Origin of the sequence: Hydrogenivirga caldilitoris, from assembly GCF_003664005.1 — a bacterium.
Classification (GTDB): domain Bacteria; phylum Aquificota; class Aquificia; order Aquificales; family Aquificaceae; genus Hydrogenivirga; species Hydrogenivirga caldilitoris.
In genome coordinates, this window is the sequence record NZ_RCCJ01000001.1 from 1,739,326 (window position 1) to 1,753,429 (window position 14,104).

General features: G+C 46.9%; 9 protein-coding genes. All 9 read left to right on the forward strand.

Annotated features, from left to right (window positions below):
- Positions 1–729: a 50S ribosomal protein L1 gene (rplA, locus tag BCF55_RS09595; protein WP_121013097.1), complete on the forward strand. Its 729-nt coding sequence runs from the start codon at positions 1–3 to the stop codon at positions 727–729.
- A gap of 12 nt (positions 730–741) precedes the next feature.
- Positions 742–1,290, forward strand: a complete 549-nt coding sequence (rplJ, locus tag BCF55_RS09600; protein WP_121013098.1) for a 50S ribosomal protein L10 — start codon at positions 742–744, stop codon at positions 1,288–1,290.
- A gap of 12 nt (positions 1,291–1,302) precedes the next feature.
- Entirely contained in the window at positions 1,303–1,692 is a 390-nt protein-coding gene (gene rplL / locus BCF55_RS09605; protein WP_121013099.1) for a 50S ribosomal protein L7/L12, read from the forward strand.
- A gap of 128 nt (positions 1,693–1,820) precedes the next feature.
- Complete coding sequence (rpoB, locus tag BCF55_RS09610) at positions 1,821–6,227, forward strand: DNA-directed RNA polymerase subunit beta (RefSeq protein WP_121013100.1); 4,407 nt, start codon at positions 1,821–1,823, stop codon at positions 6,225–6,227.
- On the forward strand, positions 6,224–10,972 hold the full coding sequence (gene rpoC, locus BCF55_RS09615; RefSeq protein ID WP_121013101.1) for a DNA-directed RNA polymerase subunit beta': 4,749 nt from the start codon (positions 6,224–6,226) through the stop codon (positions 10,970–10,972). Before rpoB ends, rpoC begins: the two co-directional genes overlap by 4 nt.
- A gap of 40 nt (positions 10,973–11,012) precedes the next feature.
- Complete coding sequence (gene rpsL, locus BCF55_RS09620; protein ID WP_121013102.1) at positions 11,013–11,402, forward strand: 30S ribosomal protein S12; 390 nt, start codon at positions 11,013–11,015, stop codon at positions 11,400–11,402.
- Complete coding sequence (rpsG, locus tag BCF55_RS09625) at positions 11,402–11,884, forward strand: 30S ribosomal protein S7 (RefSeq protein WP_121013103.1); 483 nt, start codon at positions 11,402–11,404, stop codon at positions 11,882–11,884. Before rpsL ends, rpsG begins: the two co-directional genes overlap by 1 nt.
- A gap of 11 nt (positions 11,885–11,895) precedes the next feature.
- Positions 11,896–13,995, forward strand: a complete 2,100-nt coding sequence (gene fusA / locus BCF55_RS09630; protein ID WP_121013104.1) for an elongation factor G — start codon at positions 11,896–11,898, stop codon at positions 13,993–13,995.
- A gap of 16 nt (positions 13,996–14,011) precedes the next feature.
- The coding region (locus BCF55_RS09635; RefSeq protein WP_211322898.1) for a GTP-binding protein at positions 14,012–14,104 on the forward strand (93 nt) is incomplete at its 3' end.

A 14,104-nucleotide genomic window follows, 5' to 3' on the forward strand; every position in this document is an offset into this window, starting at 1 on the left:
ATGGCGAAGAGAGGGAAGAAATATCTGAAGGCTTTAGAGCTCTTTGACAGGAATAAGACCTATACGGTTGAGGAAGCAGTGGATATACTCAAGAAGGCTGCGGAATTAACCCAGAGGGGTTTTGATGAGACCGTTGAGTTAGCTATGAGGCTTAACGTTGACCCCAAGTATGCGGATCAGATGGTCAGAGGCTCTGTTGTCCTCCCTCACGGACTGGGTAAACCTATAAAAGTTCTGGTTCTTGCAGAGGGTGAAGACGCAAAGGTGGCTGAGGAGGCCGGAGCTGACTACGTAGGCGGAGAGGACTTAATTAACAAGATTCTTAAAGAAGAATGGATTGACTATGATGTGGTGATAGCTACCCCAGAGATAATGTCAAAGGTTGCCAAACTCGGTAGGATATTGGGTCCGAGAGGACTCATGCCAAATCCCAAGACCGGGACTGTTACCAAGAACCTTGAGCAGGCTATTAAGGACGCAAAAAGGGGAAGAGTAGAATTCAAGGTTGACAAGGCTGGCAACATTCATATGCCCGTAGGGAAACTCTCCTTTGATAAGGGGAAGCTCGTAGAAAACATATATACGGCTATAGATGCTGTTGTTAGAGCAAAACCCCCTGGAGCGAAAGGTCAGTACGTGAAGTCAATAACCGTTTCAACAACTATGGGACCAGGTATTAAAATAGACATTTCCGAAACGATGAAGAAGCTGCAGGAGCTTGCAGCTTAAAGGAGAGGAGCTATGGCAGAGGAAGCGAGAAAGAGTCTATTAAGGAAGAAAGAGCTTGTATCCTCCTATAAGGAGAGACTTAATAGGTCCAACGGCTTTGTAGTATTCTTCAACTTTCAGGGTATAGATGCCCTGCCCCTATCCGATCTGAGAGCTAGAGTTAGGGCTCTCAACGGTGAAATAGTTGTGGGTAGGAACACCCTTTTATACAGAGCTTTTGAAGACACACCCCTGGTTGACCACAGGGACATGTTCGTGGGTCCGAGCGCAGCTCTTTTTGCTTATGGGGATGTGGTTTCCACCACCAAGACTCTTATAGAGTTTCTGAAGGAGGTTTTTGATAAGGAGTATAGGGAGAGGATAAAAGGCGGTCTCCTTGACAACAAGTACATGACTCCCGAGGACGTAGTTGCCTTGGCGGAACTGCCGAGCAGGGAAGAGCTTGTGGCAAAGCTTATGGGTGTGCTAATGGCACCTATAACCCAGCTTGCCATGACGTTGAAAGCTGTACCTCAAAAGCTTGTTTTAACTTTGAAAGCTATAGAAGAGCAAAAATCTTAAGGAGGTTTGGTTATGGCTACACTTACCATTGACGAAATTGTTGAGGCTATCAAGAACATGAGCGTTCTTGAAGTGGCTGAGCTTGTTAAGAGGCTTGAGGAAGAGTTTGGGGTTTCTGCTGCCGCCATGGTAGCAGCTGCTCCCGCTGCTGGTGCTGCTGCTGGTGCTCCTGGTGCAGCTGCCGAGGAAAAGACAGAGTTTGACGTAATACTCAAGTCTCCCGGCGGGAACAAGATACAGGTCATCAAGGTGGTTAGGGAGATCACCGGTTTAGGACTCAAGGAAGCTAAAGACCTGGTTGACAACACACCAAAACCCATAAAGGAAGGTGTATCTAAGGAAGAAGCTGAGCAGATAAAAGCCAAGCTGGAAGAGGCAGGAGCAGAGGTAGAGCTAAAGTAATAGTGGATTACGCCCAAGTTACTTCTTCTGAGAGCAGGGTGTCCCAAAAAGGGATGCCCTTTTCTGCGTTTATATTTGAGTGTGTTAAAATATTTAATTTGTCATTAAACCATTAAGGGGTGGAAAGTATGAAGAATGTTGCTCTTCCAAGAAAGTTTTTTGGGAGGAGAGAAGAGATCATTGAACCTCCCTACTTGCTTAGTGTACCAAAAAGTTCCTTTGAGAGCTTCATTCAGCTCAAAAAGGCGCCCCAAGATAGAGAGAATATAGGACTGGAGTATATATTCAGAACCTCCTTTCCTTTTGTTGACCCAGATGGCAATATCCATATGGAGTATCTTGGTTATGAGATAGGGGATTGGGAGTGTAACGCCTGTGGATACAAACCGGAATCAGATTTCCTTGCTGGTTGGGGTGTTAACTGCCCAGAGTGTGGAGGGAAGTTAGTATACAAGGAAAAGTATACCCCCGACGAGTGCAGGATAAAGGGGTTGACCTACTCTGCTCCTCTCAGGGTTATGTTCAAGCTTAAAGTTAAAACGAAGGACGGGGAGAGGGAAACTCCACCCAAGAAGGTTTACTTCGGCGAGATACCCCTGATGACCGATTGGGGTTCCTTCATAATAAACGGGAGTGAGAGGGTCATCGTTAACCAGCTTATAAGGTCAACGGGTGTATTCTTTGAAGAAAAGGAAGAGAAACAGAAAGATGCAACGATAACGAGAATAGTATACAGGGCAAGTATAATACCCGACAAGGGTTCCAGGATAGAGTTTGAACTCTCCGGGACTACGGATACTTTCCATGCAAGGGTTGATAGAAAGAAGATAAGCGGTATAGCTATACTGCGAGCATGGGGCTTTGAAACCGCCTATGAGATACTCTCTAACTTCTATGAAGGTGTTAGAAAGCTTACCGTGACCGATGGGGTCCTCATAGACACAGAGACTGGAGAGGAGTATAAGCCAGAAGACCTTGAACATCATTACATCTTTGCTGTACTCAGGTATAAAGCTAAGCTTGAGGACTCAGATAAAGAAAAGGAATTTATTGAAGAGAGGTTTATTGAGGAGTGGGAAGGGCTTGAGCTTCTATTGAAAGATGAAAGGATAAAGGTTGAGGCGGTTACCATACTCCCGAATGAGAATGCGGTTAAAAGTCCGTATGCCAAGATAGTTGTTGAAACCCTCGCTAATGAGACAACCCCCAGAGAGCCCGATAGGATGAGCCAAGTAAAGGTTCCATCTGAATTTTCATTTAGAGATTACGGATATATGGAGATATATAAGAAGCTCAGGCTTGTGGAAACCATGACTATGGAGATTGAGAACCTCATTGAGCGTGCCCATTCCTACTTTGAGGTCTTTTTTGGGCATATAACCAGATACGACCTTTCCAAGGTGGGAAGGGTTAAAATAAATGCTAAGGTTCACAAACTGCCAAAGGTTCTCAAGCCTGCGGATGTTGATATTCTTGATAAGCTCCCTCCAGTTGCTCTCGCAGAAAGCGTTGGGGACTATGAAGAAGGCACAAGGTTAACCAAAGATATTCTGAAGGAGATATTCAAGAGCAAGAAAGTTAAAGAGGTTAAGATAAAGGACTACACGGAGGACGAGGCAAGGTTTATACTTCCTATTGACCTCATAAATATACTCAAATATCTGATAGACCTTAGGTTTAGGAGGGAAAGAAAAGACGACATAGCCCACCTTGGAAATAGGAGGATAAGGTCTGTCGGCGAGCTTCTTGAAAACCAGGTTAGAACAGGGATAGCTAGAATGGAAAAGGTCTTCAGGGATAGGGTTGCGGTTATAAACCCTGAGGACCCTAACGTGAGACCGCAGGACCTGATAAATCCAAGGTATGTAACCAACTCCATAACGGAGTTTTTGAAGGGTGGTCAGCTCTCCCAGTATCTTGATAACGCCAACCCCCTGTCTGCCCTTACCCATAAGAGGAGGCTTTCGGCGCTGGGTCCAGGGGGTCTGACGAGAGAAAGTGCCAAGTTTGAAATAAGGGACGTTCATCCTTCCCACTACGGGAGGATATGTCCCATAGAAACTCCTGAAGGGCAGAACATAGGTCTGGTTACTTCTATGACCGTCTACTCCCAGGTGAACGAGTATGGTTTTCTCATAACTCCTTACAGGAAGGTTGAGGACGGAGTTGTTACCGACAAGATAGAGTATCTCGCTGCCTACGAGGAGGAGGATTACGTCATAGCCCAAAGCACTCCAACCGATGAAAAGGGAAAAATTCTCAGTGAGAGGGTTCTTGCCAGGCATAAGAACGACATAAGGATAGTGAAACCCGAGCAGGTTAACTATATAGACGTATCTCCCAGACAGGTTATATCGGTTTCCGCTTCTCTGATACCGTTCCTTGAGCATGACGACGCCAACAGGGCTCTGATGGGCTCAAACATGCAAAGACAGGCAGTCCCATTGGTATTCACACAAGCGCCCCTCATAGGAACCGGAATGGAAAAGAAGGTTGCAAGGGATTCTCACTCTGTAGTTACGGCTAAGAGGGGAGGCATAGTTGAAGAAGTAAACGGCGCAAGGATAGTGGTCAGGGTGCATCCAGAGGAGATAAATCCTGAAGACCCTCTTGATTTCGGTATAGACATATACGAACTGAAGAAGTTCCAGAGAACCAACCAGAACACCTGTGTTAATCAGAGACCTCTGGTCAGGAAAGGACAGGAGGTTAAAGCCGGTGACATAGTGGCAGACGGGCAATCCACATACAAAGGGGAGCTTGCCCTTGGTAAGGATGTGCTCGTAGCCTTTATGCCATGGAGGGGATACAACTTTGAGGATGCGATAGTTATATCCGAGAGGCTTGTAAAGGAAGACGTATTTACGTCAATACACATTGAGGAGCTTCAGGCTGAAGCAAGGGAAACCAAGCTTGGAGAGGAGGAAATTACAAGGCAGATACCAGGAATTCCCGAGAAAGCTCTCGCACACCTAGACGAGCTCGGGATAGTCAGGGTGGGAACCTACGTTAAGCCTGGTGACATCCTCGTTGGAAAGGTTACACCAAAGGGTGAAACCCAGCTCACCCCTGAGGAAAAGCTCCTCCAGGCTATATTCGGTGAAAAGTCAAAGGATGTGAAGGACTCTTCCCTTAGATGCCCACCTGGCGTTGAGGGTGTAGTTATAGATGTCCAAATATTCACGCGCAGAACCGGTGAAAGGAGGAGTATGCTTGCGGATACAGTGGAGAGAGAGGAGCTGGAATCCCTGAAGGAGGAGCTGGAAAAGAGGAAAGGATTAGTAGTTGAAGGAAGGAATAAGGTATTGAGGGGACTTGTTCTTGGTAAGAAGATAGAGAAGGATGTTACCCTGAGGAAGAAGACTTACAAAGCGGGTACTGAGATAGATGAGAAGTTTCTGGATACTTTCTTAAACTTCATAGTGTCAAAGCCGGACAACTTCTTCAAAGATAAGAAACTCATAGGGCAGATAACGGACGTTGTTAATAAGGCGAAGACACAGGTGCAGATGCTTAACAAGATATACGAGGAAAAGAAGAAATCCCTGTACAGAAAAGGCGATCTCCCACCAGGTGTTATCACATTGGTCAAGGTTTACATAGCTCAGAAGAGGAAGATAAAAGTTGGCGATAAGATGGCCGGTAGACATGGAAACAAAGGTGTTATATCTGTGGTTCTGCCCGTTGAAGATATGCCCTTCCTGCCCGACGGAACGCCTGTAGATGTGGTTCTTAACCCTCTCGGTGTTCCTTCCAGGATGAACGTGGGTCAGATACTTGAAACCCACCTGGGTTGGGCTGCCAGGGGGCTAGGAAAGAAGATAGGTGAGATGCTCTCCCAGGGTGTCAGCAGAAAGGAGTTGACCAAGTGGTTTAAAGAAACCTACGCCATAGGAGACCCAACCGGTGAAAACGCCAAGTTTATAGAAGAGTTTTTAAACTCTTTATCGGACGAGGAGTTTAACGAGCTCATGAGCGAATATGCCCATAAGGGCATACCTATGGCCACACCCGCCTTTGAGGGTGCTGAAGAGGAAGCTATAAGAGAGCTCCTTAAGAGGGCAGGTCTCCCTGAGAACGGGAAAACAACCCTTTACGACGGTAGGACTGGAGAAGCCTTTGATTTTGAGGTAACTGTAGGCTACATGCATATGCTCAAGCTTATTCATATGGTTGATGATAAAGTGCATGCGAGGTCTACTGGACCTTACTCCCTCGTTACTCAGCAGCCCCTCGGTGGAAGAGCCCAGTTCGGTGGACAGCGTCTTGGAGAAATGGAGGTTTGGGCTCTTGAAGCTCATGGTGCGGCTTACACCCTTCAGGAGATGCTTACGGTTAAATCCGACGATATAGAGGGTAGGAGCAAGGTTTACGAATCAATAGTGAAAGGTAAGTACACCTATTCACCGGGCATACCTGAGTCCTTCAGGGTTCTGGTCAGGGAGCTGAAAGCTCTTGGCCTTGACGTAAGGTGTGTCAACGGTGAGGATACTGGGTGTGATCAGATTCAGATGAAAGAGGAGGAAGAAAAATGAACCACCAGAAGAGAAGAGGTCTTTTCCCCTTTGAAAAAATTAAGCTCCTCCTTGCCTCTCCGGAGGAGATCAGGAGTTGGTCTATGGGGGAGGTCAAGCGTCCGGAAACCCTAAATTACAGAACCCTAAAACCTGAAAAGGACGGTCTCTTCTGTGCGAAGATATTCGGACCGATAAAGGACTACGAGTGCCTGTGTGGGAAATACAGAGGAAAGAGGTATGAAGGTACAGTCTGTGATAGATGCGGTGTTGAGGTAACCCTCTCCTACGAGAGGAGAAAGAGGTTCGGACACATAGAGCTTGCTGCTCCCGTTGCCCATATATGGTTCCTGAAATCAGCCCCTTCTAAGATAGGAACGCTTCTGAATCTCACCTCAAGGGACGTGGAGCGGGTGATTTACTTTGAATCCTACCTGGTTATTGAATATCCAACTGAGGAAGAGGAAGAAGCTTTCCTTAAGATGGAAGATACGATACCCCTGAACGATGGTACCACAACCAAATGGGTTAAGCTCCACGTTGTTACAGAGCATGAGTTTGAGGAGGAATACTCCTTCACTATAGACGAGAAGTACGAGTATGGAATGGGAGCTGAGATAGTAAAAACGGTCCTCTCACAGCTTGACCTCCATGAATACTACAAGAAGTTGAAAGCCCTGATAAGACCCTACAGCATAGGATTTGAGGACCTTGGCAAGGAGATTGAAACCAATTACAAGAGTCTGTATGAAAAGCTCATAAAGACCATAGCACAGGACTTTGACGAGTTTGGAGTTCTCTTCTCCAACCTTGAAGAGCTTGGACTCTCCCTTGAAGAGGCTATTTACAGCATACTGAATGAGGAACTCTACCTAAACGTTGAGACAGGAGAGCTCTCTAAAGAAGATAAGGGTGACGAATATCTGACTGGCAAGGAAGCTCTCAGGACTTACTATGAGAACGTTAGAGCCAAGAAGAACATACCTATATTTGAGCGGATAAAGGAGGATGTAAGGACCACCGTTCTCAAGGATGTTTCCGAACAGAGGGTTAAGAAATACCTGAGGATTCTTAAGCTTGTGGACGGATTTATAAAGAGTGGCAACAACCCCGAGTGGATGATACTTGAGGTTATTCCCGTTCTACCTCCTGACCTTAGACCACTTGTTGCTCTTGACGGTGGAAGGTTCGCAACTTCTGACCTGAACGACCTTTACAGGAGGCTCATAAATAGAAACAACCGTCTAAAAAGGCTTATAGAACTTGATGCTCCGGAGATAATCATAAGAAACGAAAAGAGGATGCTCCAGGAAGCTGTAGATGCCCTCATTGACAACGGCAAGCGTGGAAGGGTTGTGACCCAGAATGGGAGACCTCTCAAATCCCTGGCAGATTACCTCAAGGGTAAGCAGGGGAGGTTCAGACAGAACCTGCTGGGTAAAAGAGTGGACTACTCAGGCCGTTCCGTCATAGTCGTTGGTCCTGAGCTCCAGATGCACCAGTGCGGACTCCCAAAGATAATGGCTCTTGAACTTTTTAAACCCTTTGTTTATAGAAGGTTGGAGGAGAAAGGATACGCAACTTCAATAAGGAACGCCAAAAAGCTTGTTGAGCAGAGGGCACCGGAAGTATGGGAGTGCCTTGAGGAGGTGGTGAAGCAGCATCCTGTTCTCCTGAACAGGGCGCCAACCCTTCACAGACCTTCTATACAGGCTTTTGAACCCATTCTGGTTGAAGGTAAGGCTATAAGGCTTCATCCTCTCGTCTGTCCTCCGTTTAACGCTGACTTTGACGGGGACCAGATGGCTGTTCATGTTCCTCTGGGTGTTGAAGCGCAACTTGAATCTTACATACTTATGCTGTCAACACAGAATATACTCTCACCAGCCCACGGGAAACCACTTACCATGCCCTCCCAAGACATGATCCTTGGAACCTACTACATGACTCAGGATCCCATACCCGGTAGAAAAGGCGAGGGTAAGGTGTTCTCCTCAAGGGAAGAGGTTCTGAAAGCTTTGAGCTTAGGTAAGGTTGATATACACGCTGGTATCAAAGTTAAGCTTGACGGAAAGCTCTTAGAAACTACGCCCGGCAGAGTTCTCTTTAACTCTATAATGCCTGAAGGTGTGCCTTTCGTTAACCATACCCTTGATAAGAAGAGCCTTTCCAAACTGATAACAGAGCTTTACATACAGGTTGGTAACGAGGAAACGGTCAAGTTCCTTGATAGGGTTAAAGAACTCGGGTTTACAATGGCTACGAAGGCGGGTATATCCATAGGGGTTGATGACCTTCAGATTCCTAAAGTTAAGAAAGGCGTTATAGAAAAGGCTCTCAAGACCACCGATGAGATATGGAACCAGTATGTTAGCAACATAATTACCAATAAGGAACGTTACAACAAGATAATTGACATCTGGTCTGAGGCTACCAACCAGATTTCAAAGGCTATGTTTGATGAGATAGAGAAGACGGAGAGGATAGAGAACGGAAAGAAATACCCGGGTGTGTTCAACCCTATATTTATGATGGCAAACTCAGGAGCGAGAGGTAACAGAGACCAGATACGTCAGCTTGCAGGTATGAGAGGTCTTATGGCAAAGCACTCCGGTGAGTTTATAGAAACACCCATAATATCCAACTTCCGTGAGGGACTTTCGGTTCTTGAGTACTTTATATCAACCTACGGCGCACGTAAGGGTCTTGCAGATACGGCTCTCAAAACCGCCTTTGCAGGATACCTCACCAGGAGGCTCGTTGACGTTGCCCAAGACATAACCATAACGGAGCATGACTGCGGAACCCTAAAGGGAATAGAGGTTGAACCTATCGTTGAAGGTGGTGAGGAGAAGGTGCCCCTGAAGGACAGGATATTTGGAAGAGTCCTTGCTGAGGATGTAAAAGACCCGTATACGGGTGAGCTTATAGCCAACAGGAATGATGTCATAGATGAGAAGCTCGCCGATAGGATAGCTAAGAGTGGTATTGAAAAAGTCAAGGTCAGGTCCCCTCTCTCCTGTGAAGCTAAGCGTGGAATATGTGCCCTATGCTACGGATGGGACCTCTCTCAGAGGAAAATCGTATCGGTCGGTGAAGCTGTTGGGGTTATAGCCGCTCAATCCATAGGTGAGCCTGGAACTCAGTTGACTATGAGAACCTTCCACATAGGTGGTGCTGCTACGGCTCAGAAAATCCAAAACGTTCTCGTTGTTGAAACTTCCGGACAGGTAAGGTTTTACAACCTCAGACTCATAAAGAACAGAAAAGGAGAGCTTATAAACATATCCAGGGAGGGCGCAGTAGGAGTTGTTGATAAGGAAGGAAGAGTGGTGGAGAGGCATGCAGTCCCCTACGGAGCAAAGATACTGGTTGAGGAGAACCAGGAAGTTAAGGAAGGAACGTCCGTTGCCGAGTGGGACCCATTCAATACTTACATAATTGCTGAGGAAGAGGGTGAGGTTGAACTCAGGGATATAATCCTTGACGTTACAGTGAGGGAAGAAAGAGACGCTCTGACAGGAAAAACCGCTACCGTCATATCCTTTATGAGACCAAAGGATGCAATGCTCCATACCCCCAGGGTCGTCATAATCACAAAAGACGGAAAGGAGCTTACTTACGACCTCCCTGTAAACTCCATATTGAACATACCTTCTGAAAAAATGGAACTTGAATGGAATCCATGCCCAACATGCTCCGAGGCGGAGGATGCAAACATACAACACAGATATTATGTAGTTAAGAACCTGAAGGTGAAGCCTGGAGATGTCCTTGCAAGGATACCCAAGGAGATGGCTAAGGTTAGAGACATAGTTGGTGGTCTTCCAAGGGTTGAGGAGCTCTTTGAAGCGCGTAAGCCTAAAAACCCGGCAGTCATCTCTGAAATAGACGGTTACGTGAAGATATACGAGGATGCCGATGAGGTCATAGTCTACAACGCTTCTACGGGTGAGACCAGGAAGTATTCCATCAAAAAGGACGAACTTATACTCGTTAGACACGGACAGTTTATAAAGAAAGGGCAGAGCATAACTGAGAGCATAACCTCTGAGATAGATGGGCAGGTGAGGATGAAGGGTAGCAAGGGCTTTAGGGTTATAGTCTACAACAGGGAAACTGGTCTGGAGAAGGAGTATCTCGTGCCGAAAGGCAAACACCTCCTCGTTAAGGATGGAGATGAGGTTGAGGCTGGAGAAGCGCTTACGGATGGAACACCCATCCCAGAGGAAATGCTTAAGGTTAAAGGGATTGAGGAGCTACAGAAGTTTCTCCTTAAAGAGGTCCAAATGGTTTACAAGCTCCAGGGTGTTGATATAAGCGATAAGCACTTTGAGATAATAATCAAACAGATGCTCAGAAAGAGAAGGATAATTGACCCCGGGGACAGCAGGTTCCTTGTCAATGAGGAGATTGATAGGGAGGAACTGGAGGAAGAAATCCAGAGGATCAAAGAGGAAGGTGGGAAACTGCCAAAAGTTGAGCCGGTGCTTGTTGGTATAACCAGGGCTTCTCTATCAACGAGGAGCTGGATATCAGCGGCGTCCTTCCAGGAAACCACAAAGGTCCTTACGGAGGCAGCCTGTGAAGGTAAGACCGATGAGCTTTACGGTCTGAAGGAAAACGTCATAGTTGGGAACCTTATACCTGCTGGGACAGGTGTTGATGAGTATTCAAAGATAGGAGTTCTTGAAGAGGGGCAAAAGCTCCTGTTTAAGGAGGAGCCAGAGTCTCAAGAGGAAGGATTGAAGGAAGAAGGAGAGTGAGCTATAATAGTTGATTGCGTCTTTTTAGGAGGAAAGCGGTATGCCGACGATTAACCAGCTCATTAAGCATGGCAGGAAGAGAAGGAAAAAGAGGTCCAAGTCCCCTGCCTTGGAGGGGAATCCCCAGAAGAGGGGAGTCTGCGTCAGGGTTTACACTGTCACTCCTAAAAAACCCAACTCCGCCCTGAGGAAGGTTACCAGGGTGAGGCTATCAAACGGTATAGAGGTAACAGCTTATATACCTGGCGAGGGGCACAACCTCCAAGAACACTCCATAGTCCTTGTCAGGGGTGGAAGGGTTAAGGACCTTCCCGGTGTCAGGTACAAGGTTATAAGGGGGACCCTTGACACAGCTGGTGTTCAGGGAAGGAGACAGTCCCGTTCCAAGTATGGAGCTAAGAGGCCAAAGGAAGAGAAGGGAGGTAAATGATGCCAAGGAAAGGACCGGTTACTCTAAGGGAAACTCCTCCTGACCCCAAATACGGGGATGTTCTCATACAGAAGCTGATAAACAAGGTGATGCAAGATGGCAAGAAGAGTGTTGCAGAATGGATAGTTTATACGGCTCTTGAAGAGGCAGCTCAAGAGAGGGGCATGACCCCGGTGGAGCTCATGCATAAGGTTATAGAAAATCTTAAACCCCAATGGGAAGTCAGACCCAGGAGGGTCGGTGGTGCCACCTACCAGGTTCCCATTGAGGTTCCCGAAAGAAGGCAGATAAGCTTAGCCATAAGATGGCTTGTGGATTCCGCCAGGAACAGACCCAGGGGAAAAGGCTCCTATACTATGGTTCATAGACTAAAGGCTGAACTCCTTGACGTTCTTGACGGAAAAGGTGGAGCGATAAAGAAGAAAGAGGACACCCATAAGATGGCTCAGGCGAACATGGTGTTTTCTCATTTTAGGTGGTAAGGAGGTAGGTTATGGCAAGGGCAGTCCCCATAGATAAGTTAAGGAACATAGGAATAGTTGCGCACATTGACGCCGGTAAAACGACAACTACCGAAAGGATTCTCTACTATACGGGTAGAACCTACAAGATAGGAGAAGTGCACGAAGGTGCAGCTACTATGGACTGGATGGAGCAGGAGAAGGAGAGGGGTATAACCATAACAGCGGCTACAACAGCCTGTTTCTGGCAGAGGAACGGAGAGAAGCACCAGATAAACATAATAGATACTCCCGGACACGTTGATTTCTCCGTTGAAGTTGTCCGTTCCATGAAGGTCCTTGACGGTATAGTCTTTATATTCTCCGCCGTTGAGGGTGTGCAACCCCAGTCGGAGGCCAACTGGAGGTGGGCTGACAGGTTCAACGTTCCCAGGGTAGCCTTCATAAACAAACTTGACAGATTGGGTGCAGACTTCTACAGGGTTTTTAAGGAGATAGAGGAGAAACTCACCATAAAGCCCGTAGCTGTTCAAATTCCTGTTGGGGCTGAAGATAACTTTGAGGGTGTCATAGACCTAATGGATATGAAAGCCATAATCTGGCTTGAGGAGACCCTCGGTGCCAAGTATGAGATCAGGGATATACCTGCGGATTACGTTGACAAAGCCCAGGAATGGCGTGAGAGGATGGTTGAAACCATAGTTGAAACCGATGACACCCTTATGGAGAAATACCTTGAGGGTCAGGAGATAGGTGTTGAGGAACTGAGGAAAGCTCTGAGGAAGGCAACCATAAACAGACAGCTCGTTCCTGTCCTGTGCGGTTCAGCCTTTAAGAATAAGGGAGTCCAGCCTCTCCTTGATGCTGTTATAGATTATCTTCCCTCGCCTGTTGACCTTCCTCCAATAAAGGGGATTAACCCCAACACCGGTGAGACCGAAGAGAGGAAGCCGTTAGACAATGAACCTTTCTGTGCTTACGCCTTTAAGGTTATGTCTGACCCCTACGCTGGACAGCTTACCTACATAAGGGTGTTTTCAGGAAACCTGAAAGCAGGCTCTTATGTTTTCAACGTTACAAGAGGTGAGAAGCAGAGGGTTGGAAGACTGCTCCTTATGCATGCCAATACGAGGGAAGAGATACAAGATGTATCTGCAGGGGAGATATGTGCGGTTGTCGGTCTTGATGCAGCTACCGGAGACACCCTTTCTGATGAAAAGCACCCCATAATCCTTGAAAAGCTGGAATTCCCTGACCCTGTTATATCAATGGCGATAGAGCCAAAAACTAAAAAGGACCAGGAGAAATTGTCTCAGGTCTTGAACAAGTTCATGAAGGAAGACCCTACCTTCAGGGCGAGTGCAGACCCCGAGACAGGACAGACACTCATACACGGTATGGGTGAGCTACATCTGGAGATTATGGTTGACAGGATGAAGAGGGAGTATGGAATTGAGGTAAACGTTGGAAAGCCACAGGTTGCCTATAAAGAGACCATAAGGAAGAAGGCTAACGGTGAAGGTAAGTTTATAAGACAGACAGGAGGTAGAGGTCAGTACGGACACGCTATTATAGAGATTGAACCCCTTGAAAGAGGTCAGGGCTTTGTCTTTGAAAATGCTATAGTTGGAGGTGTTATACCCAAGGAGTTCATCCCCGCAGTTGAGAAGGGGATAAAGGAGGCTATGGAAGGTGGAGTCCTCGCGGGATATCCAGTCGTAGATGTGAAGGTGAAGCTCTATGACGGTTCTTACCACGAGGTTGACTCCTCGGAGATAGCTTTCCAGATAGCTGGGTCTATGGCTTTCAAAGATGCGGCAAAGAAGGCAGACCCGGTAATACTTGAGCCAATAATGGAAGTGGAGGTTGAAACACCCGAGGACTACGTGGGTGACGTGATAGGTGACCTTAACTCAAGGCGTGGAAAGATAATGGGTATGGAGAATAAAGGCGTGATAACAGTCGTTAAAGCCCACGTGCCTCTTGCGGAGATGTTTGGGTATGCCACAACCCTCAGAAGCTTGACACAAGGAAGGGGAACCTTTATAATGAAATTTTCCCATTACGAGGAAGTTCCTCAGCATATCGCTGAAAAGATTATCGGGGAACGAATGGCGGGAAAGAGCGCCTGATAGGAGGTTGATATAGATGGCTAAGGAGAAATTTGAGAGGACGAAGGAGCACGTGAACGTAGGGACAATAGGGCACGTTGACCACGGGAAGAGCACCCTCACCTCTGCC